A 24,867-nucleotide genomic window follows, 5' to 3' on the forward strand; every position below is an offset into this window, starting at 1 on the left:
GATCTCACCTCCTATTTCTTCAACTTCGGATCAAGCGCATCACGCAAGCCGTCGCCAAAAAGGTTGAACGCAAGCATAATCAAACTGATCAAACCTGCTGGGAAAAGCATCCGCCACGGGTAATACATCCACCCAGTCAGAGCTGATTCAATCATTGAACCCAGCGACGCCTGAGGAGCCTGTACCCCTAATCCAAGGAAGCTCAAGAATGCCTCAGAGAAAATAGCACTTGGAACTGTCAAAGTCAGTGTGACAATGATCGGTCCTACCGCATTGGGCAACAAGTGACGGAACAGCAAACGACCAGCACCTGCACCCATTGAACGGGAAGCGAGTACGAATTCTCGGTTTTTAAGTTGTAACATCTCACCACGTACAATCCACGACATGTTAATCCACCCGGTTACACAGAGCGCAATAATAATTGTAGTAATACTTGGCTCCAGTACCACCAGCAACAGGATCGTAACAAGCAAGTAAGGAATGGAGTACAAGATTTCAGAAAATTTATTCATGATTTCATCAACGCGGCCACCAAAGTAACCCATAATCCCACCATAAATAACTCCAATCATCAAGTCAATCATTGCAGCAGCCAAACCAATAATCAAGGAAATCCGAGCGCCCATCCAAGTACGTACAAACATATCACGCCCCAGATCATCTGTTCCGAACCAATGTTCCGCCGAAGGAGGAAGATTGGTGCTCAACAAATCATTCGTGCGGTCATCGTATGGGGACAGCATCGGACCAACGATTGAAGCAAGCACAATGAGAACCAAAACACTCAAGCTTGTCATAGCCAGTTTGTTTTTACGAAGTCGCTCCCAAGCATCTCGCCAAGCGGATAAGCTTTCGCGCTGAATAACTTCAGACTGCTTTTCATCCGCCCCGACCTTCTGGAAATCTTCCGGTTTCACCTGAAGCTTATCCAAGTTCACAGCATTATCTTTAACAGACATAAAGTTACCCCTCCTTCCCGCCAGTAAGCTTAATCCGCGGATCAATAAATCCATATGCAATATCTGTAATAAAACGCGCCACCATCAGCAAAATACCGTAAAAAATAGTAACTCCCATAATCATGGTATAATCGCGGGTTGTAATACTATCTACGAATACCTTACCAATACCGCCAATCCCGAAGATACGTTCAATAACAACTGAACCCGTAATAATATTGGCCGTCATTGGTCCCACATAGGTAACAACCGGCAGAATAGCATTACGCACAACGTGTTTGAACATAATAGTAATGGATTTCAAGCCTTTAGCCTTGGCAGTCTTAATGTAATCCGCATGAAGCACTTCCAGCATGCTAGAACGCGTTAATCGAGCGATAAACGCAATAGGAGAAGCTGATAGAGCTGCAACAGGCAGAACGTAGTCCATCGGACCGTCAAAGCCCATAACATTAAACCAACCTAACTGTTGAGCGAAGAAAAATTGAATCAACGATGCCAGAACGAAGCTGGGAACCGCAATCCCCATGATAGCTAATACCATTGCAACGTTATCTATTAGCCTACGATGATATAAAGCTGCTAGCATACCTAGCAAGAGACCGACAATTATCGACACGATTATGGCAACAAAACCCAGTTTGAGGGAAACCGTAAACGTTTGTCCGATAATGTCAGTTACACTTTGATTCAGCTTTTTCATAGAAATACCAAAATCACCTGAAGCAATATCACCTAAGTATTTAAAATATTGGACATATACAGGCTTATCCAGCCCATATTGCTCCATTAACCGGGCTTGAATCTCAGGAGAAGTCGCTTTTTCACTCATGAAGGGGTTACCCGGAATTGCTTTCATGAGAAAAAACGTCGCAGAGATCAGAATGAACAAAGATAGCAGCATGTAGAAAAATTTACTGATCAAATAACGCGTCATTGCCCGTTTACACCCCCCATAAATTTTTTTCGACACCATTCGATTTTATCGAAATAGAATTGGACTGTCCAATCTACTTATTTGCATGGTTACATGATGATGGAAAAGACCATGACACACAAAAAAAACGGGATATATATGGTTCTATCCACATATATATCCCGAAGTAACTATCAAACTTCAGAATCGAGCTTCAGTTACTGTGTAATATACGCTCTTGTGAAATCAACTGCTCCACTAAAGTCAAGCCCAATGTCTTTTACATTCGGTTTTGTTAAAGAAACATTTGAGTAGTAGTAGATCGGAAGCATTACCATATCATCTTGAACCAGAATTTTCTCCGCTTTCGCAAAATCTTCCATGCGTTTTGCTGGATCAGTTTCTTTCTTAGCTGCTTCAATCAAAGCATCATATGCTGGGTTAGCATAACCTGCATTGTTGTTGCCATTGCCTGTTGTCCACATATCCAGGAATGTCATTGGATCATTATAGTCAGCAGACCATCCACCACGAGCAATTTGGAAATTCAGCTTATTACGTGTTTGGATAAATACGCCCCACTCTTGGTTTTGGGTTTTGATGTCCACACCAAGGTTTTTCTTCCACATATCAGCAACTGCCAAAGCTATCTTTTGGTGACTCTCACTGGAGTTATACAGCAATGTTACCGGAGGAAGTGTAGTTACGCCTTCTTCCTTCATACCTTCTTGAAGCAATTTTTTCGCTTCAGTGAAGTCTTCTTTGAAGTAATCATCTTTATTCTCAGTACGGAATTCTTGAGATACTCCTTTGATACCTGGAGGTACAAAGCCGTATGCAGGAATTTGACCGCCCAATGTTACTCTTTCAACGATTGGTTGGCGTTGAATAGCCATCGCAAACGCTTTACGGATTTTAACATTGTTAAATGGTTTTTCAGTTACATTAAACAGATAGTAGTACGTACTTGCAATCCCTTTTGCCTTAAATTCGTTAGGCAATTCTTTTTTCACAGCCGGAATTTGGTCGGTAGGAATTTCACCGTTTGGCATACCTGCGTAATCGAGTTGTCCACTTCTATAAGAAGCCAGCTCTGTTGCACCGCTATTTACAAGGGACATCGTAATTTTGTTCAGCTTGATTTCGTCTTTACCCCAATAGTTTTCACTCTTGGTTACTTCGATCTTTTGACCGCTGTCCCAAGTCGTTAATGTGTAAGGTCCGTTAGTGATCATGCTATCTTTCTTAACAGCCCACTTGTCATTACCTTTAACAGAAGGATTTACAGGATAGAAAGTGTAGAAAGAAGTCAGTCCCAAGAAGTAAGGAGTTGGGTGCTCCAGCTCTACTTGCAATGTATGATCGTCAACAGCTTTAACACCTACATCTTTAAAGTCTGTAACTTTAGTGCCTTTAAAAGATTTCGAAGTGCTCAGGTTGTAACCCTCAGCATTTTTGATATAGTACAATTGGTAAGCATATGGAGGTGCAGGAGCCGTGGAAGGATCCAATACCCGTTGCCAAGCAAATACGAAGTCGCTTGCTTTGACTGGGTCGCCATTACTCCATTTTGCAGTATCACGAAGCTTGAACGTATAGGTTTTGCCGTCATCGGAAATTTTCCAAGATTCAGCTACGCCAGGGATTTCTTTGCCGTCAGGACCCATACGTACGAGACCTTCATACAAAGTTTTCAGAACCGTGTTAGTTTGACTATCCTGAGCTTGTGCCGGATCGAACGTTGGCGGCTCGGATGCAAGGTTAATGCGCAAAATTTGCTTGTCGGCCGCAGCCGGCGTAGTCGAGGTGTTTTCTTGTGCGCCCTTACCATTGGTATCGTTCTTGCCGCCGCAACCTGCGAGCAGTGCGCCAACTGCAAGAATGAGTGTCAAAAGGACTAAAAAGCTTTTCCTTTTCATCTAGCGTTTTCCCCCTAGTTCTAAAGTGGTATATGTTTATAGATTATACAACCAGCGGTCAAAAAAATCTACATTACATTTCTTCAAATTGAGCTTTTTTTTCAAAAAAACATGATTAATTCATATTTTTTCACCTTTTCATGTCACCTTATATCACATCGTGTTGAATATATTCTTAAATATACCAACTACAGTCAACAAAATATACGCCAATGTCATCGCCATAAAAGTTAATCTCCAGACCGCTCTACATAATCTTTTACCATCAACCTTCCCTTTTATTCGATTTTGAGCTCCTCCAATTAAACCCAAGGCCAGTAATAAGAGTAGTAGAATCAAATAAAAACCGAAACGAGATGTAAAAATGACGTTAAAAAGTGCTGCGACGGAAAATATCAGAAAAAACGTGGTAATATCCATAGAAGTAAGTAACGATTTCTTTTTTTCCATTTTAAGAATGTAGCGACAAACCGCAAACACGATCAAAAACGGAAAAAAGGGAAGAATACTGAAAGTGATAATAGTACCTTGTATAAGACTCAACTGATCACCCCTCTTTTAGCCGCATGCCTTCAATTAATTGCCACAATAACTCATGAGTTGGTGCAGTAACTCCAGCCCGATCTGCCATCTGCACCAGTTGTCCGTTAATCGAAGCAACTTCCGTCATGGACTGTGCAAGTACATCAGCTAGCATGGACGAGTGATTCTCTGCCGTTGCCCAGCATACATTTATAATTTGTTCCCACCATGCGTTTTCCCAGTGGATACCATGAGCTTCATACACTTGAATGCCTTCATCGTACAGCCTGCGCATCATATGTATTCGAATAGGGTCCGAAAGCAGCTCGCCATTACGAACTCGCCATAACGCCGTCAGCGGATTGATCACAGCATTGATCAACAACTTGCGATACATACCGTTCTCGATTTCTTTCGACAAGCAAGCGTCAAATCCTGCTGCAACCAGCCGATTTAGCACACATTGATTAAAATTATTGTTCTTCGACTCCTCCTCTTCCTCCGAACATCCTATTTCAGTAACACCCGATCCTGCATGTACAATAGATGCTACTCCCTGCCTCTTGGCTCCTTCAGTCGTCACAGCAGGGTATACCACAGCTTTAGGCCAAGCCATTCTAATGCGTTCTATATGGCCGATTCCATTCTGCAAGCAAACAATTCCTGTATCTTTATCCATTTGAGCTGCAGGCTGGATCTGTTCTAATACTTCCTCAATCGCCCCCTGTTTGGTCATAAGCATGATCCATCGTGCCGGAGCCTGTGAATTTAACCGTTGCCAATCTGCCAATGGCGCTACCTTCAATTTATTCCCGGACACATGTACTGCCGTCTGTCCCTCTTTATCAAACACAGTAATCCCTTCACGAGCAATGACGCGTGCCTGCTCAAGTGTACGCGTCCACAGCCTTACTTTTGTACCTGAGGCAGACAACCTCCCGGCAAACAACAATCCCAGCGAACCCGCTCCAATAATATCAATCACCTTTGTATCGTCTCGCTTCCATCTTTTTTTCTACTATATCATATGCACTCTAAAGAAATACAAAAAACGCCAACTACAGCAAAGCGCTAGTTGACGTTTTATTTCAATATTGCAGAAATAATCTTGTTACTCAATGCGCTCCAGATTCCCATTGGCGTCCATTTTGAATCTGGATTTAAGCTCTTCCTCATCATCAGTGATTAAAGCCAAGCGCCGAGCCCGGTCCATAATCTGAATCAGAGCTTTATAATCATCATTCACAACACGATAGTCGGTTTGCACCTCATTCACTTCTTTGGACAGCCGGTCATTAATGGAGCGAAGCTGATTCAATTCTTCTTCCTTTTCCCGTAAATCTTTCTCCAGCATCTTAATCTGCCGATTCGTTTCCTGGACGGATCCCTTCCATTGACGCAAGAAGCGAATTACTGCATCAATAGATAACGTATCCTCACTCGTACCATCCGTTCTGTATCCACCTTCGACTGTATCAAGTGCGGCAAAAGCCGCAACCTGTGATACACCTACTGGGTTCTGCTTACGGATATAACTGCGCTTCTGGCGCTGTGCTTTGGCAATGCTAATCGCTTCATCATAACGTTTGCGCACGCAGCTGTTCCAACGAAAGCCACATGCTGCAGAGGTTCTTCCGATTTTTTGTCCAACCTCCTCAAACGCAGCGAGCTGCGTCCCACCTTCACGGATATGCCGCAATGTCACCTCCGCCAATATCAAATCATCTTCCACACTCCATGCATCTTGTCTTATTGCAGTCATGCCTCTAGCCCTCCTAACAACATCCTGAAATAACCGTCTTCATGAACCGATCTTGCCGGTATTTGAATAGGGTATAAAAGCTGTTTATTCATTCCTATGCCTCTCGTAGAGTTCATAGAATCTATTTGATACTAAATTGTATTTCCATTTCTACAAGAACTCATACGTGAACGTAAACAGTTTCGGGTTTCAAGCATGCCCAGACTGCTGTACAATAAAATGAATGGTTAAAGAAACAGAAAGGATCATATACATTACTATTAGTTTTTTTCGGGAATACATAAAAGGGGAAACCAAATGAACAAACGAATAAAAATCACAATCAGCACCCTGCTGACCACCATTATGATGCTAACTTTCATATATGTACGTCCTACTCTGGCCGCTCCCACCCATGAAGAAAATCAGATTTTACAAGATAGCCTGTCGATTGTAGAGATAGACCATGAAATTGAGCGAATCAGTCAGGAGCAGCAGACTCTTTTGCACCGTCAGCAGGAACTGCGAAGTAATCTCACCGTTCAGCAAGAGCAAATGACCATACAACGGAAGCGTGCAGGTTCTGTGCTGCGATCTTATTATATGGGGGAAAGGGACAAGCTGTTGAGCGTGGTGCTAGGGGCGAAAAGTATAAGGCAACTTCTCTCTCTGTACGATTACTACTTATTATTGATTAGTCACGATCAGGATGTGCTTCAAGAATACGAATCCAATTATCAATCTATGCGAAAAACAGAACAACAAGTCACCCAAGCTTCAATGGAATTGGAGACAGTCAAAACAAACTTACTGGCACAACGTAAACGTATTATCCTGCTTCAGTCGCGTGTAAATGACGGCGTTAACGCCAGTAATGACCCGGATACCCTACGCAAGCTTATTGGCGAATTGACAGCTTATTGGGAGAATGTAGGTGTCTACGAGGTAAATAAGCACTTTAAAGCATTAGCTCAAGCTATGCAGGATTTACCGCAATTCATTCAACAACAACAAGGTGCTATGGTTACAAATGGAAAAGTGATTACGATAAGCATTCGCGAAGAGGACTTTAACCGTTTTTTAAAGTCAGAAAATGAATTATTTATTCACTTCAACTTTACATTTGCGCAGGATCGAATTATGGTAGAAGGTCAGCAGGGAACGATGAAATTAAGAGTAGAAGGTCATTACACGGTAGAAAATGAACCGAAAAATGCAATTTTATTTCATGTAGATCGATTGGTATTTAATGGTCTAGAACTACCTGATACGACCCGCAACAAGCTGGAAAAGGATTTTGATCTAGGTTTCTACCCACAGCAGCTTATTTCCTATGTCAAAGCCACAGAAGTACGCACTTTAGCAGGAGTGCTTGAAGTTAAGCTCGATTTAAACTTTAAATAAGCTTTTGCTCACTTTCATTGTTCTGAATTTTTACGTGTACAAAACAAAAGACCCCGGGATATTCCCGAGGTCTTTATTATTGTAATAACGGTAGGACTTTATAGCAAATCGGCTGCCAACTGCGCGAGCTTGGAGCGTTCTCCTTTTTCCAACATAATATGCCCGCTAATCCCTTCTTGCTTAAACCGCTCCACCACATAGGTTAGACCGTTACTGGCTGCATCCAGATATGGGTGATCAATTTGCTCCGGGTCTCCCATCAAAATGATCTTGCTTCCCTCACCCACCCGGGACACAATCGTTTTAATCTCATGTCGGGATAAGTTTTGCGCCTCATCGACTATAATAAATTGCCCAGGTATCGAACGCCCGCGAATATAAGTAAGTGCCTCCACCTGAATACTGCCCAAGCCCATCAAAATTTTGTCGATATCACCTGATTTTTTGGCATCAAACAGATACTCTAGATTGTCGTAAATTGGTTGCATCCACGGGCGAAGCTTTTCATCCTTTTCTCCCGGTAAATAACCAATATCCTTACCCATAGGAACAACAGGCCGAGCAATCAGCAGTTTCTTGAAGCGATGTTCATCCTCTACCTTAAGCAAACCTGCCGCCAGCGCCAGCAACGTTTTGCCCGTACCCGCTTTTCCTGTAATGGTCACGAGGGGGATATCATCATTAAGCAAAAGCTCCAATGCCATCCGCTGTTGAGCATTACGCGCGCTGATTCCCCACACCGATTCGTTACTTAAGTACAGCGGCTCTAATCGCTCCGCTTCCTGATTTACTTTCAGCAGAGCTGATTTTCCAGTTCCCATTTCATCTTTCAGAATGACAAATTCATGTGGATACAGCGTATAAGGTAGTTCCAGTGGCTTGATTGGTAAAAAACGGTTAGAGTAAAATTCATCTATGATGGACGGGTGCACCTGTATTGCCGAGTATCCGGAATATAGCTCACTTAGATCGCCTGTTCTATCGGATAGGTAGTCTTCGGTCAGCAGTCCCAATACATCTGCCTTGATCCTGACCAGCACGTCTTTACTGACCAAAACGACCGAACGTGGTTCAGGCTGCTCCTGCTCTTCCAGATGATAGTTCAAGGCGACCGCCAAAATCCGGTTATCGTTCGAAACCTCCCCGAACATCTCCTGAACTTTCAAAAAACTTCGGTGGTTTAACTCAACCTTAAGCCTTCCACCTTGGGGAAGTGGAACGCCACTATGCAGATGACCCACTTCTCTCAACCCGTCCAACAATCGCGATACATTGCGGGCATTCCGTCCAATCTCATCCGCGTTGCGTTTTTTGGAGTCGATTTCTTCCAGAACTACAGCTGGAATAACAACTTCATGTTCTTTGAAGGTAAAAATGGCTTTCGGATCATGCAGCAGCACATTCGTATCCAGCACAAAAATTTTCTTCATTAAATCCCCTCCAAAGCGGCGTGGACAATCTCGTGTTTATACCTATACCTATTCACCGGGTACCTAATACTTGCTGATTCCCTGAAAAAAGAACCCCAAAGCAGCATAAAACAACGAAAAGTTGTAAGTGAAGATAGCCTCTGAGCCTGTCCATTTTTGAAATTAGACACAAAAGGCCCAGTGATTGCTCACTGGACCTAAACTTGGTTCACTATAACTTTAGACATACCTCAACCCCCTTATGTTATATAAGAGCTTTACTCGCTGCGAGTATAACATAAGAGGGAAGAAAGGTACATACTCAGGAATTGGAAGAAGCTGCGGTATTGTCGCTTGCTTTTTTAGCTAATTCCTCTTGTAGCGCTTGCTTGGCCAAATCGAGCTGTTGCTCATCAATGTACACATACGGGCTACGCCACGTTCCCGCTACCGGATTGTATTTCACATTTTGCTTGGAAATATTCCAATAGGTTTGTACAATATTTTTCATTTGCTGTGACTCGATATCTGTCATCATATTCTTATCAACCGATTTAATAATTGCACTAAACTTGGTCAAAGCGTTAAAGGATTGCATTTGGTCAATTAGGGAATGAAGCACCTGATTTTGTCGACGATTGCGATCAAAATCGTCAGATTCAGCTGTTCTCGGACGACAATTCGATTTGCGGTAGCGAACAAAGTCAAGGGCCTGATCACCGTTCAAATGCTTGGCTCCAGCTGTCAGGTTAATATCGGTACCATCTGCACGGTCACGATAACACATGTTTTTATCAACCGTCACATCTACGCCACCCAAATTATCGACTACATCTCTAAAGCCCTGGAAGTTAATAACCGTCACATAATCAATATCAATGTTTAAATATTTGCCAATCATCTTCTTCATTTGTTCTTCAGCAACTTCACCAGATTCTTTTTCTCTAGCCTTAAACACCGGATAATACTCATTCAACTTGCGAGGTTTATATCCATCCATTTCTAGACGCGTATCGCGCGGTAAGGACACGATGGTAGACGATTTAGTATTAGGGTTCAATGTAGCTACCATAATAACGTCGGACAAATAAGTCGGATGATCAGGGCGGTAATCGGTTCCTAGCAATAAGATAGTCAAAGGCTTAGCTTCTGCCAATTGTGTTTTGGGTACTTCCTTGTTGATCCCCGTATCCAAAACTTCCTCTACCTGATTGTAAAGATAGTAGGTATAACCACCTGCTGCCAAGATACCTATAATAAGCAGAAACAAGACAAACTTCATAAACGATCTGAAAAAGCTTTTTTTCTTTTTCGTTTTTTTCGGTTTGGCGGATTTTTTCCCGGTTTGTGTCCGGGGAGGCAATCCGTTCGAAAGATTACTCATGCTTCAACACCTTTTCCTGCGTTTTGAGAAATATAGCTTTCTCCAAGTTTACAATCCTAAAACACACACAGCGGCGCATCCCGTTCCCGGGCGTCGCCGCTGTGGCCAAAGACCAATCCAATCAATTACATATTTGCTTGTGCTGTTTTACGTTGTTTCTCCGCACGCTCGCGTTCACCTTTGTTCAAGATCTTTTTACGCAAACGGATGGCATTAGGTGTAATTTCGCAATACTCATCATCATTCAGGTATTCGAGCGCCTGCTCCAAAGAGAAGATAACAGGTGTTTTCAGTTTAACTGTATCGTCTTTTGTTGCTGAACGAACGTTTGTCAGTTGTTTTTCTTTACAAATGTTAACGACGATGTCGTTATCACGTGTGTGCTCCCCAACGATCATACCCTCATAGATTTCAGTACCTGGCTCCAGGAACAAAATACCGCGATCTTCCACGCCCAGCATACCATAAAATGTAGAGCTGCCGTTTTCCGTTGACACGAGTACACCCTGATGACGTCCACCTACTTGACCGCCAACAAATGGTCCATAGCTGTCAAACGCATGGTTCATTACGCCATAACCACGAGTCAAAGTCAGGAAGTTTGTGGTGTAGCCGATCAGACCACGTGCAGGGATCAAGAACTCCAAGCGAACCTGTCCGGTGCCGTTATTAATCATGTTAACCATTTCGGCTTTACGGGAGCCCAAACTTTCCATAACCGCGCCCATGCTTTCTTCCGGAATATCAATAAGGAGACGTTCGATAGGCTCCATTTTCTTACCATCAATTTCCTTGACGATAACTTCCGGTTTGGACACTTGCAGTTCGTAACCTTCACGACGCATGTTTTCAATCAGGATACCCAGATGCAACTCACCACGTCCGGATACAATAAAGGCGTCCGGGCTATCAGTTTCATCAACACGTAAGCTGACATCCGTTTCGAGTTCTTTCAGAAGACGCTCACGCAATTTACGGGATGTTACCCACTTACCATCGCGACCTGCGAATGGGCTGTTGTTAACCAGGAAGGTCATTTGCAGTGTCGGCTCATCAATCTTCAGTACAGGCAGCGCTTCAGGATGATTTGGATCAGCAATGGTTTCACCAATGTTGATATCCTTAATTCCCGCAATCGCCACAATGTCACCAGCGCCCGCTTGGTCAGTTTCAATACGTTTCAGACCTTGGAAGCCGAACAGCTTCTCAATACGTGCTGATTTACTGCTACCATCACGCTGCATAACTGTGACTGCTTGCCCCTGTTTAATGATACCGCGGTTTACACGACCTACTGCAATTCGGCCAAGGTATTCGTTATAGTCCATCAGTGTTACGAGGAATTGAAGAGGCTCATCTACTTTCTCAGTTGGAGCCGGTATGTGCTCTACAACTGTTTCGTACAATGCTTGCATGTTATCGTCTTGCTTTTCAGCATCCATGCTGGATGTTCCGTTCAGCGCCGAAGCGTACACAACAGGGAATTCCAATTGCTCGTCATTCGCACCCAGCTCGATGAACAGATCCAGTACTTCGTCAATAACTTCTGCCGGACGAGCTGCCGGACGGTCAATTTTGTTTACTACAACGATTGGCGTCAGATTTTGCTCCAGCGCTTTACGCAGTACGAATTTCGTTTGCGGCATGCAACCTTCGTAAGCATCAACGACGAGCAAAACACCGTCAACCATTTTCATAATCCGTTCCACTTCGCCACCAAAGTCGGCGTGTCCCGGTGTATCTACAATGTTAATCAGATAATCTTTGTAAGTGATAGCTGTATTTTTAGCCAAAATCGTAATACCGCGTTCACGCTCCAGATCGTTGGAGTCCATGGCGCGCTCCTGAACAGCCTCGTGTTCTCTAAATGTTCCGGACTGTTGAAGCAGCTTGTCGACAAGCGTCGTTTTTCCGTGGTCGACGTGGGCAATAATCGCAATATTGCGAATGTTTTCTCTAGCATGCATGGTTTGTATCCATATCCTTTCCGTATATCAAAATAGTGTCTCTATCCTGAAGCAGTGCTGATTCAAGGCTAACAATCGTTCTTTAGGCCCACTCCCTGCCAGCCTTCTATATGTTTCAGGCTTTGTACAGACAGCTTCTCTCTCCGATTCGCGTGAAAACCTTAAAATAAGCGTCAGAAATCATTCCGACGCTCTTATCATATCCATTATATTATAGTTGAAATATGTCATAAAGCAAGACATTATTGCCTGTTCCGTAATTTACCGCCATAAAATCTCACAGCTTGTCGTTTTACCTTTTGCGTTTACCACGGTTGTTTAGGACCAACCAGATTCCAGCGCCAATCAGTAAAACTGCAATAACATATATGATACCCGTTCTTAGGGAGGTAATAACCAATAAAAGCACCGATACCAAGCCCAATATTACGCCCCCTGTATATACATTGCGAGAAAGCGAAATATCATTAATGGCATACTCCCATAATCCAATCGCCACACCTAGAAGTAACAAAGGCCATAAATAGGCCATTAAATGCCAGCCCCAAATATTGCAGAGCAAAAATAAGAAGCCATAAACCGACAAAATCCCTGCCGGCAGCAACATAAAGGGTGAAACTTTACGCTTCATGTACATTGCATGCAGTACGATTCCAGGTATTAAAAACAGCAAAGGCCAAAAGTTTCGTCCCAAGAAGGAGAACGCCCCCAGTTTCCCCAACAAAATAATCAGTCCTACGGCAACAATGCCCACTCCGATCATACGCTCTTTTCCGGAATTCATCGTGGTCTCCTTTGTTTGCTGAATTTGTTTTTAGGTCTCTTAATGTGATTGTTTTTAAGTATATTTTAGCCGATGTTTTCCAAAAAAACTACGTTCAAATATGGCGAGCTCGTAACTGACGATATATACCTGCAATGATAACTGCTGTTGCCAAGAGTCCCGGTAACCATGCATGTATAAGCTCTCCCGTACCTGCTAACCATACACCCAATCGGGGATCACGCAGTAGCATTTCTCCTGCCGTAAAAGCCAGGATTGCAGATCCGAGCAAAACAAGTACAGGGAACCGGTGAAGCCAGATCGCAATCACGTTGCTGCCCCAGACGACAATCGGAATGCTAATCGCAATACCAATGACAATAATGGCGATATCCCCATCTGCTAGGGCTGCAATAGCTAATACGTTATCTAGACTCATCACAAAGTCCGCTACCAGAATCACCTGTATAGCCTTCCATATGGTTGTTTCTGCTCTTACTCCCACATGATCCTCATTCTCATAAAGCAGCTTAAACGCAATCCATAACAGAAGTAGACCGCCTGCCGCCTGAATAAAGGGTATGCCCAGCAAAATGACAGCTACAAAAGTCAAAACACAGCGCAGGAGGACTGCACCGACTGCCCCCCACCATATAGCTTGACTCCGCTGTCTTGCAGGCAAGTTTTTGCTCGCCATGGCTATAACAACTGCATTATCACCGCTTAACACCAAATTAATCATTAATATTTTCAACAGCAAAATGATATGCTCCATGTGTACAAACACCCCCATCCTACTTGTATGCGAAATAGGACGAGGCTATGCTTATAAGCCTTGTCAAATAAGTCATCATTTATTAAAAATTGATGTCAAATTTGTTGAGTAAAGACCTTGAAATCAATAACAAACAGCAATATAATGAATCGTATTTCCGAAAAACGGGTATTAAAATAAACAACATACAATGATTTTAGGATATTTAATCAGGGAGATGAGAACGATTGATATGTCCGGACTTCAGTTCTTTTGGCTACTGCTTAATGTGATATTTATTGATCTTCTGCTCGCAGGGGATAATGCGATTGTAATTGGACTTGCCGCCAGAAAGCTGCCTCCTGCAACACAAAAAAAAGCGATACTGTACGGTACCGGTGGTGCCCTGCTCATTCGCATAGCAGCCACCATTGTGGTACTCTGGCTGCTTCAAGTACCGTGGTTGTTACTTATCGGGGGTGTCATGTTAGTCTGGATCGCTTATAAGTTGCTCGTAGATCAGGAGGACCATACCGAAGTCAAAGCGGGAACAACGTTATGGGGTGCTATCCGCACGATTGTTATAGCCGATGCGGCTATGGGTCTAGACAACGTGATTGCTGTTGCTGGCGCGGCCCAGCAGCATTTGCTACTTGTAGTGCTGGGACTGTTAATCAGTGTACCGATCGTTGTATGGGGTAGCACTCTTTTTATCAAGCTGATCAATAAATTCCCTTGGATTATCTATTTAGGATCGGCTGTGCTTGGTTATACGGCCTCTAATATGATTACCGAAGAACGTAAGCTGGAACCCTACTTTACCGCGCACCCTGCGCTGCGTATCTTATTTATTGCCGCAGTTATGGCTGGTATTTTGCTCACAGGATATCTTCAAAATCGCAGAGCAGTGTCCAGTCGAGAAAAAGCCGTCTAAAATGATTCAAAAACTGTTTTAACTAAAATAAAAAGGCAGACCCAAAATAGCTGGTGGGTCTGCCTTTTTAAATTAAAACCAATCTTCCTGTATAACTTCCTCTTTACGCCCCTCTATAGATCCGCCTGCCTCCAGCACAAGCGTCTCCGTTGCAGCCACAGCCTGTTCAATCAACACATTTAAGTCCCGAATAGAGGCTTCAATCTTTTGAACAACCCACAAATTTGGATTGGTCGTTGGGGATTTGGGAACAAACAATGTACAGCAATCCTCATAGGGGAGAATCGATAGATCGTAGGTGCCAATCAACTTTGCGATTTCCGTGATCTCCTGTTTATCCATCATGACGAGAGGTCTCAGCAATGGTAATTCTGTTGAACGGCCAATCACATTCATGCTGGATAACGTTTGACTAGCGACTTGCCCCAGACTGTCGCCTGTCACGAGTGCCAGTGCTCCTTCACGCTCAGCCAGCATCGTTGCAATTCGCAGCATAGACCGTCTCATTAGTGTAATAATTAGATTATCCTGTCCAGTGCGCGTAAAGGCAGTCTGCACCTCTGTAAACGGTACAAGGTGGATTTTAATACGACCCGCATAGCCTGCTAAGACCCTTGCCAATTCAATGACCTTTTCTTTCGCACGCTCACTTGTAAACGGATAGCTATAAAAATGTACACATTCAATTTCCAATCCTCTACGCATGGAAGACCATCCTGCTACCGGGCTGTCAATTCCACCAGATAGCAGCAGCATAGCTTTACCGTTCGTTCCTAACGGAAAGCCCCCTACAGCCATAATAACATCGCTGAATATATAGGCCGCCTGCTCTCTAACCTCCACACGCAACTCAATATCTGGTTGATGTACATCGACCTTCAGCGCTTGAAACTCTCTCAAAATAGGAGAACCAATTAAATGGTTCATCTCTTGTGAGGAATGAGCAAATTCCTTCCACACTCTGCGGGCATTTACCTTGAACGTCGTTCCCTCGGCCACATTCAGCTCACGCATCAAAGCTACAGCGGTCTCAATGATAGCACCCAGCTCGACAGGAGCCATTTTGACAGGACTTATTGTCGTGATACCAAACACTTTTTGTAACACTTGAATGATCTGTTCATAAGGCTCTCCTCCGAGAACCACATAAATCCGTCCAAATTCCTTCCGCAAAGAAGCACCAGGAAAGGGTTTGAGCAGCAACTTCACGTGATTCAGTACTGCCTTTTCAAAACGAGTCCGATTCTTCCCTTTTAATGTAAATTCACCGAAGCGAAGTAACAGCATATCATAGTGCATTTTAACGTTTCCACCTTTCAAGGGATTCCAGCTTGGCTACAGCCTGTCGCAGTGCAAGTATAAGCTCATCGATATCCTGTTCCGTATGTTCATCACCGAAGCTGATACGAATGCCGCCAGACGCTTCCGCCTCATTGCATCCCATCGCCAGCAGCACCCGACTGGGTTCAGCCAATTTAGAAGAGCAAGCCGATTTGGTGGATACTACCACACCCAATTGCTCCAGCGTATGCAGCATTACCTCGGCCTTCATGCCCGGATACGAAAAGTGGACAATATGCGGCGCTTCTTCCCCGCTGTTCAGCCGCAGTTGATGGATTGTCTTCACTTCTGCGACCACCCGTTCTCTCCACTCGGTCATACGGCGTGCTGTCTCTACTTGCCGTTCGCCCGCCAACCGTATCGCCTTAGACATACCGACAAGCAGCGGTACATTTTCCGTACCTGCACGAAAACCCTGCTCCTGAGAGCCGCCACTATGCAGTGGGAAAAGCTCTACACCTTCCCGAACGAATAGTAGCCCAGCACCTTTGGGTCCACGCAACTTATGCGCAGAGAGGCTGTACAGATCAGCCTGCCATCCCCGGATATCAACCGCTAGCTTTCCAAACCCCTGTACACCGTCAATATGAAATAGAACGCGAGGGAACTGTTTCTTCAGCGCGGCTCCGATATCATGTAACGGTTGCACCCTTCCCGTCTCATTATTGACATGCATAATACTGACTAAAATCGTATCTTTACGGACAGTGGCACAAACCTGTTCGGCGCTCACATGCCCTTCCGCATCGACAGGTAAAAATGTAACCTCAAAGCCCAGATTTGTCAGTTGTCTGCAAGCTTCGTACACAGACGGGTGCTCTGTCGATACAGTAACAATATGCTTGCCTCTGGTCTGATACTGCAAAGCTGCTCCCTTAATAGCAAGATTGTTGCTTTCCGTTGCCCCAGATGTGAAGACAATCTCTGATGGATACACTCCCAAAGCCGCAGCACATACTTCGCGCGAACGCTTAAGCAACTTATCCGCATCCTCTCCATATCGATGCATCGAGGATGGATTCCCGTAGTGGCGTCTCATGACCTCGGCAACTGTTGTAATCACCTCTTCAAAAGGCGGAGTTGTCGCGGCATAATCAAAATATTTCATTGCACTCCCCTTTCTGCCCTATAACTACTGCAACAAAAAAAGACCAAAACAGGGAAAGGCCGCTACATTATAGCGACACCCTTTCCCCATATTGATCCTGTCTGCGGACCTAATCTAATTGAAATTACGCACTTTTTTCGTTGTAAGCTATAGGGCTTAGATCGTATATTTTTCACGTGCATTTTGAATTTTGGTAATATATCTTTGCGTTTCCACCGGAAGCTTGTCCAGTACAGCCATTAACTGTTCATCACTACTTACACCAAGCCGCTGCACCCGTCCGGGACCTGCATTATATGCAGCCAGCGCCATATTTTCTTGTCCGTTAAACCGTTTAATCTGGTAAGACAAATAACGAACACCAGCATCAATATTTTGAACAGGATCATATGGGTCGCTGACTCCCAGGCCTTGAGCGGTAGCATCCATAAGCTGCATAAGCCCTTTGGCCCCGGCCGAAGAAGTGACCGACGGATTAAATGATGATTCCGTATCAATAACCGCTTTAATCAACGCTACTGGAACGCCGTATTTCTGGCTTGCCTCGTTAATCAGATCATCATATGCTGTAGGTGTTGTGGGTCCGTCTGTTGCTGTGCTGGAAGGAGCGGGGTACAATGACGAGGCCGTCCCCCTCGAAGGTCCCAATTGAAGCCATAGCAAACCGTTTTCGTCTCTGGTAACATCACTTGAATTTTCTCGTGTCACAGCACCATCTGTTTCCAACTGGCCTACTTGTTCCAGTAATCCGGAAAAAGCGTCAGTTGTACCCGTCTGGGTTGTAGCACTCATATTATTTAACAGCTGCATGTCTAACATGGACTTGGACACGCGCGGATCAATTTGCATGTGGTGTTCCCAACTTTCTATAGTTGTTATATCCCAAATAGCTTGTCATTACTGCTATGATACAACTTTTTACTATGTACTTCCATACCTTTTAATGAAAAAAAGCTCCGGTTCTGTCGAAAAGACAGCGGAGCTTTATAGATCAGCTTTAATGTAATTATATCACTAAGATGATTTTTCTCGGATATACAAAAGAAAACTGAGCTTGTTCTCCAGTAGGGTCAACGAACAAACGGAATAAAAGCAAAATAACTCAATGTCGCCAGTGCCCCAAGACCAATCGACCAAATGCCGGTCGTTTTGCTGCCATTCACATAAGCAAAAAAACCTAAAACTGCAGCAATAGGTCCCAGCACAATGGACCACATAAACAATGAGGCAATTCCTGCAGCCAGACCAATATAGCCAGAAATACGGCCACTATTGTTTATAACCTGCTCTTCACCCTTAACCTCATGTCGAGTTACAGCTGAGCCGGGAGCAACCTCTGCTGCATATTCTTCACGATCATTACGGCGCTTGGCAGATCGTTCATGAATGTGACGGGGGTAATCTACACGTTCGCGGCTAACATGCTCTTTACTCTGATGCTTGTCATTTTCATGATCTTCCATAATAAACTGCACCTCCAAATGCGAAATGAATCACGTAATAAAATTTACACGGACTTCGGCTTAAAAGTGTGGCAACAGGTTGCGGCTGACGTGGCAGCCTTATCACGTTCTTCTGAACTGAAGCTTTCTCCCGCATATTCTTCTTTAAATTTCTTACCGGCATGACCATCAACTTCAATCATGATCAAATCTGCCTTACACAAATTGTTTTCTCCCCAATAATGGCAATTGGCTACGCTACACTTAACGATTGGCTTGGCCTCTTGGCTCATGATCATCACCTCGGATTCATTGTCCCCCCGCTACCCTGCACCTATGCGTTCATGGTATATGGCAGTTGGTGACATACGAAAAAAGCCGCTTCCTTCACCTCCTCCAAAATGGCAGGAAGCAAGTAGAAAACGGCTTGCTTGTCTTGTTTTAGTTTTTGATTAGAAATGATCTTCCCCGTTGAATGCTTTAGGCATGAGTACGTCGAGTCTGCATCCGGCGCTGAGTCAAATAGTCACTTTCATAATAAGTCAGATCATCACGCAATTCTTCAAAATTTTTCGTAATGTCCATGATCACTTCGCGAGCGGCTGGCACTGGCGTTTTACGGAAGCGAATAGCATCTTGTCCCGTATACGCATAGCGTCCATCCTCTGCGTAAGATTCATTTTTGGGATAAAAAAAGCTGTTCACGCAGTCATGGTAAACGTTATACAATGCCTTTTCCGCAAAATCGACGTCAAAATTGGCACGGCGTAAAGCCACACCCAGCTTTTCATAAGATACTTCGGAAAAAACAAGGACATGACGGAGATCCGACAAAAAGCCTTTGTAAAAAAGTACGGACTCCTCATTGCCATCTGCAGCAAGTTGCGGCAGAGCATGCTCATTGAGGAATGTTTCCACCCGTTTCACGGCAGTTTTCAGTCTCTCCTGCGCCGACTCACATAATTTTTGTACGTTGACTGCTGACATCAAGGCAGCTCCCCCTTATTTGTTGCTTGTTCATCAAATTGGTTACCCGAAAATAGTCCCTTCTAACCGAAAGAGCTGTAATTTTCAGTATTTATCCTACCACAAATGAGCATTGAAAGGTATAAAAACATGCCAACCTCCTCACGCTAAACCATAAATTTATGAATACTCAAGGAGGACGGTCCCATGTCTCGGCGAAAATGGTTAAAACCCCTGCTCGGAGCAGCTGCCGGGGTGCTTCTCATCACACTGATGCTGCCTTCCCGTGATCATCGCCCTACACCTCAGCCCGAATATACGGCCAAGATGGTGCCACAGCAAGAGAAGCAGCTCAAAAAAGGAATGTTGGCTTTGGACCTGTCCGCTACGGATACCCTCACACGCATGGATGCAAGGCAGGATATTCAATACGTGATGCGTGAGCTTGATGGTAAAACTGCCGATCAGAAAAGACAGTTTACTCGCACGCTACAGCAATCGCACAGTCATCTTCATACGTTACTGTGGATTCACACACGCGACGGGAACACGAGCACCTATACGGGCAGCAAAGCACAAACTCGTCTGCTCAGTCATCCTCAAATCAAAAGCAGCTTGGCTGCGGCTCGCCGTTCCGTCATGCAAAATAAATCCTACGAATCTGCTGCATTTCAGGCTGAAGGCGGTAAATATTTTGTCATGGCAGAACCATCGGCTGACGGAACATGCGGCGTTGCTGCCCTGGTCAGTCAGCAAGTATTGCGTGACGTGGAAAAGCATCAGCGGAAGAATTTGCGTTTGATTCCCTATCCAAAAGAAGGCAGCTACAAAATCGAATCCGTACATCCCGACACATTACACGATATTACTGTCAAGACGGGCCACGACAACGAAAATGCAAGCCATTATTTCGAAAACGAAATTGTCGTTCGCTTCCGTCACAATCCTGATTCACGACAACTGCAGGAAATTGCAGCAGATTTACACTGTGCGCCAGGCCGCAAGCTTGGTTATACCTATGTATTTCATTCGGATAAGATGAACTTCAAGGAACTAAAGCAATATTTTTCAAGAAAGTGGAACCCGCTTTATACTGAGCCTCACTATATGTATCTAACCAATGAGAAAACACCTATCAAAGCGGACAGCTCTATCCCCAATGATTTGCTCTTTTCCCGCTATCAATGGAATCTGCCGGCTACTGAAACCAACCGGGGTTGGAAATTAAGCAAAGGCAGCAAGGACGTAATTGTGGCTGTCGTAGATACGGGAGTAGATTTGGATCACCCCGACCTAAAAGGTCAAATCCTTTCAGGTCATAACGTGGTAAATCCGTCTGAAAAGCCTTATGATGACGTCGGTCACGGAACGCACGTCGCTGGCATCATTTCTGCCCTCGTGAATAATGGTGAGGGGGTCGCTGGCATGACATGGTACAACAAAGTCATGCCGATTAAGGTACTTGACCAATCCGGCTCCGGTACGACTTACTCGGTTGCAGAAGGTATTATATGGGCAGCTGATCATGGGGCCAAGGTCATCAATTTGAGTCTGGGCAATTACGCACAAGCTGAATTTTTGCATGATGCGATCAAATACGCCTATGATAAAGATGTCGTATTAGTTGCAGCTACAGGTAATGACAATACGGAACGACCTGGCTATCCAGCAGCGTATCCTGAAGTATTTGCCGTTTCCGCTACAGATTCTTCTATGCACCGTGCATCCTTTTCTAACTATGGAGATTATGTAGACGTCATGGCTCCAGGTGCAAGTATTGCCAGTACGTACCCAGGGAACCAATATGCTGCACTGTCGGGTACTTCAATGGCCAGTCCCCATGTATCAGCGCTTGCTGCACTGATTCGATCCATTAACCCCGATCTGACCAACAAAGAGGTTATGGATTTAATGAGAAGCAGCGTAATTGACTTGGGCACACCCGGGCATGACAAATATTTCGGATATGGTCAAATTGACGTGTATAAAGCGTTGAAAGCAGCACAACGTCCATATGTTCCTTTGCAATTCTATCCACAGCATTTAAGTGACAAGTTAAAATCAATATTAAAGAAACTGGAAACGTAAGATTCCTTATTGGAAAAAAGCAGCCATGTTGCTCCATGGCTGCTTTTTTGGGCTTTATTAACGCTTGGAACTACTGCGAACAGGACGCTTGCCATGGCTGCGAGTATGACAGCAAGGTTCTCCAGGGTCCTTTATACTCACCGGAAATACGTGATGAGGTACAGGTACAATGTGCGTCTGATTAACAATTTCAATCGGATGAACCACAGGCACGACTTGTGGGAAAAATTGATGATTTACAAATTGGATCGGCGGGCACACGATCGGGTCGTAAGGGCAATGACTCATAATGTGCAACTCCTTTCGGTGAATTAGTACAGCATATTATGAAGGCGGGTGCTGTGCTTGGATATTTACCCCCTAATACAAATATCCCTTATAAAATAGGCTTCCGTTCAACAATGACCGAATGATCAAGCAGTTCGCCCAACAAACGGCACAGTTTGTGAAGACCTGTTTTAAGTGTTTCCTTGTCCGCATACGAAAAAGAAATACGGATATGATTACTGTCCATACCACCTGCATAGCATACTGCACCAGGTAAAAAGGAAACTCCTTCTCGGTCAGCCAGCCGCTCCAATTCTGGAATATCAACATTAGGTGGAAGCTTAATCCACACATTTAGGCCGCCTTCGGGAGCATACCAGCTGACCTCTGGCGGAGCATAGCGCTGGAGCGTATGCAATGCGACTGTCAACCGATCCCGCATTTGTTCCCGCAACCAAACAAGATGCTGATCCAGTCGATTCCTGATAAAGGGCAGTAGCGCTTTTTGCGTTAATAGAGGGCTCCCCAAATCCGTAGTAGACTTGGCAGCCACCAAACGATCCATTACACTGCCAGTGGCCGCTACACAAGCTATACGACAGCCGGGAGCAACGGTTTTGCTAAAGCTTTTGATATATATCACATGTCCGGACTGATCATGCGCCTTGATAGAGAGTGGCGGCTTTGTTTTATAGTATAGGTCGGAAAATGGATCATCCTCAACAATGAGGCAATGATAACTTTGAGCTAGATCCAGTAATTGTGTGCGTCTGGCCATCGTTAAAGTTACTCCGGTAGGATTATGAAAGGTGGGTATCGTGTAGATCAGTTTTGGGGGATGAGTGTCACAGAGACGCGTGAGGATATCGATCCTCATGCCCTGCTCATCCATCGGAATCATAATTACTTTGGCACCACGACTGGTAAACACATCAATGGCCCCCGTATATGTAGGAGCCTCCATGTAGACAACATCACCAGAACCAACAAAGGTCCGTGCCACCAAGTCAATGCCCTGTTGGGCACCACTGGTCACGAGCAGCTGTTCTGCCACTGTGCATATACCGCGTTCGTTCAGGTGATCTGCAAACACTTCCCTCAGCGCTAAATCTCCTTCAAAAGTCCCGTATGCTGCCATTGCATCGGGATTTCCAGAGGATAGACGTTGAGTATCAGCGATGATTTCGCGTGTAGGAAGAAGCTCCGGTTGAATTGCTGCTATATGAAAAGAATAAGGAAACTGTCTGCTATGGTTAAAGTTTCTCCATAACTGTGCGCGTGGCAAATAATCGATCAGCGACATTTGCCATGACAAATCCTGTGCTCCCTCACGTTGAACAGCTACCGAAGGCTCCGCTACATAGCAACCTTTTCCCTGTGTACAGGTAACCAAATGAATAGACTCCAACTCAGCATACGCCTTGCTTACAGTTACGGGACTCACCGCAAGCAGACTGGACAGATGACGGACAGACGGAAGCTTTGTGCCCTGAGGCAGCAATCCAGACTGGATGCGATCTGCTAATGTTTTGGCAATCTGTAAATATAATTTGACACTGCTATTGCGGCTGAGATCAATATGCATCGGAACTGTCCCCTCCAAAAATCAACTGTTACATTTAGACGTTTACTGTTATACTTCATTATCGATATAATACAACAAATTTCATAGTACAGTATAGAACACAGGAGATGATTGGATTGGAACACAAATTTTCGGGTATGGCTCGTACTCAGGGCTCGTCCATGGTAAGGGACATTTTAAAGCTGACACAGGGAACAGATGTGTTATCTCTGGCAGGCGGCCTTCCTGCCGATGCCTTTTTCCCCATCGAAGCTGTTGCTAAAGCCTATGAGCGGGTATTTCGTCTCGGCGGTACTACCGCTCTTCAATACGGCCTAACCGAGGGCTACATTCCTCTACGGGAACGTCTTGCAGCAATCATGTCATCCCAAGGCATCTCCGTCAACAGAGATAATATCATTATGACGACGGGCTCACAGCAGACCATTGATCTGGTTTCGCGTGTGTTGCTCGATCCGCAGGATACTGTATTGGTGGAGTCCCCTACTTATTTGGCGGCTCTTCAGGTATTTAATTCCTATGGTGCCAACATTGTAAGTGTAGATACAGACTCTAACGGTATGCGATTAGAAGATCTTGAAGCCAAGATCAAAAAACATCAGCCTAAATTCGTGTATGTCATCCCCACCTTCTCCAACCCGGCAGGAAGTGTTTGGAGTATGGAACGCAGAACAGGCGTTGTTGAACTATGCCGTAAATACGGCACTTTGATTTTTGAAGATGATCCTTACGGACGTCTTAAATTTGACGAAAACCTTAACTTTCCATCCCTTTTCTCAATTGATCAACAGTTAGGTGGAGACAGCCATGTAATGTACACTTCTACATTCTCTAAAACTGTCGCTCCAGGTGTTCGCTCTGGATGGTTGGTAGCCGATCAAGCTATCGTCGTTAAAGTCGCGAATGCCAAACAATCTGCCGATCTGCACTCCAGCAGTATTGATCAACGTGCTTTGAATGAGTTATTGGACTTTTTTGACTTGGACGGACATATTCGTACCGTTTCTGCTGAGTACCATACTCGTATGCTACGTCTCACGTCGCTGATGAAGGAACGCCAATGGGAAGGAATCACCTGGAATGATGCACTTGGCGGTATGTTTATGTGGGTTACCCTACCCGAGGGCTTCCGTTCTGATCGGTTGCTGCAACTCGCAATTCAGGAAGGAGTCGCATTTGTGCCTGGACAAGTCTTCTATGCTGACCTGAGCGGCAGCAACCATATGCGAATCAACTTCACGCATACCGATCCTTCCCTGCTTCCAAAAGCAGTTGACCGATTGGATCGAGCACTGAAGATGTACACAGAGGAAAGTGTGGTAAAAAGCGTGCGTTGATGGAGTTGGCAGGATATCTACGTGAGGCCACTTCACGAATCATTTGATTTTACGATCG

The 24,867-nt window shown here is 44.6% G+C and carries 23 protein-coding genes; 4 read left to right on the forward strand and 19 right to left on the reverse strand.

The genetic code is table 11. From position 1 onward, the window contains the following. Window positions 1-11 precede the first annotated feature (11 nt). From T3H97_RS16960 to T3H97_RS16985, 6 genes are all read right to left on the reverse strand, one after another. Window positions 12-962 carry an ABC transporter permease gene (locus T3H97_RS16960; protein WP_013311103.1) on the reverse strand — a complete coding sequence of 317 codons (951 nt, stop codon included), beginning with the start codon at window positions 960-962 and terminating at the stop codon, window positions 12-14. A gap of 4 nt (window positions 963-966) precedes the next feature. Continuing rightward, a complete protein-coding gene (locus T3H97_RS16965; RefSeq protein WP_023989458.1) occupies window positions 967-1,899 on the reverse strand; it encodes an ABC transporter permease in 933 nt (310 codons plus the stop codon). Between the two features lie 197 nt (window positions 1,900-2,096). After that, window positions 2,097-3,797 (reverse strand): peptide ABC transporter substrate-binding protein, encoded by a 1,701-nt coding sequence (locus T3H97_RS16970; RefSeq protein ID WP_103049636.1) that lies wholly within the window; start codon window positions 3,795-3,797, stop codon window positions 2,097-2,099. Between the two features lie 153 nt (window positions 3,798-3,950). Continuing rightward, entirely contained in the window at window positions 3,951-4,340 is a 390-nt protein-coding gene (locus T3H97_RS16975) for a DUF3397 domain-containing protein (RefSeq protein ID WP_328800345.1), read from the reverse strand. Between the two features lie 4 nt (window positions 4,341-4,344). Beyond that, on the reverse strand, window positions 4,345-5,304 hold the full coding sequence (locus T3H97_RS16980; protein ID WP_328800346.1) for a ketopantoate reductase family protein: 960 nt from the start codon (window positions 5,302-5,304) through the stop codon (window positions 4,345-4,347). Between the two features lie 126 nt (window positions 5,305-5,430). Next, window positions 5,431-6,081, reverse strand: coding sequence for an RsfA family transcriptional regulator (locus T3H97_RS16985; protein ID WP_328800347.1), 651 nt, complete (start codon window positions 6,079-6,081; stop codon window positions 5,431-5,433). A 297-nt stretch (window positions 6,082-6,378) separates the two neighbouring features. On the opposite strand from T3H97_RS16985, the gene T3H97_RS16990 reads away from it, so the two are divergent. Further along, entirely contained in the window at window positions 6,379-7,464 is a 1,086-nt protein-coding gene (locus T3H97_RS16990; protein ID WP_328800348.1) for a coiled-coil domain-containing protein, read from the forward strand. A gap of 98 nt (window positions 7,465-7,562) precedes the next feature. On the opposite strand, the gene T3H97_RS16995 is transcribed toward T3H97_RS16990, so the two are convergent. The 5 genes from T3H97_RS16995 to T3H97_RS17015 all read right to left on the reverse strand — a co-directional run bounded on the left by T3H97_RS16995 (window position 7,563) and on the right by T3H97_RS17015 (window position 13,762). Beyond that, a complete protein-coding gene (locus T3H97_RS16995) occupies window positions 7,563-8,894 on the reverse strand; it encodes a PhoH family protein (RefSeq protein ID WP_328800349.1) in 1,332 nt (443 codons plus the stop codon). Window positions 8,895-9,195: 301 nt separating this feature from the next. Then, window positions 9,196-10,257 (reverse strand): LCP family protein, encoded by a 1,062-nt coding sequence (locus T3H97_RS17000; RefSeq protein WP_311078925.1) that lies wholly within the window; start codon window positions 10,255-10,257, stop codon window positions 9,196-9,198. A 125-nt stretch (window positions 10,258-10,382) separates the two neighbouring features. After that, on the reverse strand, window positions 10,383-12,224 hold the full coding sequence (gene typA / locus T3H97_RS17005; RefSeq protein WP_061828529.1) for a translational GTPase TypA: 1,842 nt from the start codon (window positions 12,222-12,224) through the stop codon (window positions 10,383-10,385). Between the two features lie 292 nt (window positions 12,225-12,516). Next, window positions 12,517-13,008, reverse strand: coding sequence for a hypothetical protein (locus tag T3H97_RS17010; protein ID WP_103049630.1), 492 nt, complete (start codon window positions 13,006-13,008; stop codon window positions 12,517-12,519). A 94-nt stretch (window positions 13,009-13,102) separates the two neighbouring features. After that, complete coding sequence (locus tag T3H97_RS17015) at window positions 13,103-13,762, reverse strand: TerC family protein (protein WP_328800350.1); 660 nt, start codon at window positions 13,760-13,762, stop codon at window positions 13,103-13,105. Between the two features lie 217 nt (window positions 13,763-13,979). On the opposite strand from T3H97_RS17015, the gene T3H97_RS17020 reads away from it, so the two are divergent. Beyond that, window positions 13,980-14,675: a TerC family protein gene (locus T3H97_RS17020; RefSeq protein ID WP_328800351.1), complete on the forward strand. Its 696-nt coding sequence runs from the start codon at window positions 13,980-13,982 to the stop codon at window positions 14,673-14,675. 72 nt (window positions 14,676-14,747) lie between these two features. On the opposite strand, the gene thiI is transcribed toward T3H97_RS17020, so the two are convergent. From thiI to T3H97_RS17050, 6 genes are all read right to left on the reverse strand, one after another. Further along, window positions 14,748-15,974 (reverse strand): tRNA uracil 4-sulfurtransferase ThiI, encoded by a 1,227-nt coding sequence (gene thiI, locus T3H97_RS17025; protein ID WP_328800352.1) that lies wholly within the window; start codon window positions 15,972-15,974, stop codon window positions 14,748-14,750. Between the two features lies 1 nt (window position 15,975). Continuing rightward, complete coding sequence (locus T3H97_RS17030; RefSeq protein WP_328800353.1) at window positions 15,976-17,124, reverse strand: cysteine desulfurase family protein; 1,149 nt, start codon at window positions 17,122-17,124, stop codon at window positions 15,976-15,978. A 156-nt stretch (window positions 17,125-17,280) separates the two neighbouring features. Beyond that, complete coding sequence (locus T3H97_RS17035) at window positions 17,281-17,973, reverse strand: lytic transglycosylase domain-containing protein (protein ID WP_103049626.1); 693 nt, start codon at window positions 17,971-17,973, stop codon at window positions 17,281-17,283. A 221-nt stretch (window positions 17,974-18,194) separates the two neighbouring features. Continuing rightward, window positions 18,195-18,587: a hypothetical protein gene (locus T3H97_RS17040; protein ID WP_061828535.1), complete on the reverse strand. Its 393-nt coding sequence runs from the start codon at window positions 18,585-18,587 to the stop codon at window positions 18,195-18,197. Between the two features lie 44 nt (window positions 18,588-18,631). Continuing rightward, window positions 18,632-18,859 (reverse strand): DUF1540 domain-containing protein, encoded by a 228-nt coding sequence (locus tag T3H97_RS17045; protein WP_013311120.1) that lies wholly within the window; start codon window positions 18,857-18,859, stop codon window positions 18,632-18,634. Window positions 18,860-19,046: 187 nt separating this feature from the next. Then, window positions 19,047-19,553: a YpuI family protein gene (locus T3H97_RS17050; protein WP_029517778.1), complete on the reverse strand. Its 507-nt coding sequence runs from the start codon at window positions 19,551-19,553 to the stop codon at window positions 19,047-19,049. Between the two features lie 186 nt (window positions 19,554-19,739). On the opposite strand from T3H97_RS17050, the gene T3H97_RS17055 reads away from it, so the two are divergent. Further along, window positions 19,740-21,620, forward strand: a complete 1,881-nt coding sequence (locus T3H97_RS17055) for a S8 family peptidase (protein WP_076264699.1) — start codon at window positions 19,740-19,742, stop codon at window positions 21,618-21,620. A 57-nt stretch (window positions 21,621-21,677) separates the two neighbouring features. On the opposite strand, the gene T3H97_RS17060 is transcribed toward T3H97_RS17055, so the two are convergent. Continuing rightward, complete coding sequence (locus tag T3H97_RS17060) at window positions 21,678-21,908, reverse strand: hypothetical protein (RefSeq protein ID WP_071558470.1); 231 nt, start codon at window positions 21,906-21,908, stop codon at window positions 21,678-21,680. Between the two features lie 88 nt (window positions 21,909-21,996). Continuing rightward, window positions 21,997-23,472 carry a MocR-like pyridoxine biosynthesis transcription factor PdxR gene (pdxR, locus tag T3H97_RS17065; protein WP_068942363.1) on the reverse strand — a complete coding sequence of 492 codons (1,476 nt, stop codon included), beginning with the start codon at window positions 23,470-23,472 and terminating at the stop codon, window positions 21,997-21,999. Window positions 23,473-23,588: 116 nt separating this feature from the next. On the opposite strand from pdxR, the gene T3H97_RS17070 reads away from it, so the two are divergent. Continuing rightward, window positions 23,589-24,809 carry an aminotransferase-like domain-containing protein gene (locus T3H97_RS17070; protein ID WP_272638493.1) on the forward strand — a complete coding sequence of 407 codons (1,221 nt, stop codon included), beginning with the start codon at window positions 23,589-23,591 and terminating at the stop codon, window positions 24,807-24,809. Window positions 24,810-24,867: the final 58 nt, after the last annotated feature.

Source organism: Paenibacillus sp. LX16, from assembly GCF_036252815.1.
In the GTDB taxonomy this organism is placed as follows: domain Bacteria; phylum Bacillota; class Bacilli; order Paenibacillales; family Paenibacillaceae; genus Paenibacillus; species Paenibacillus polymyxa_B.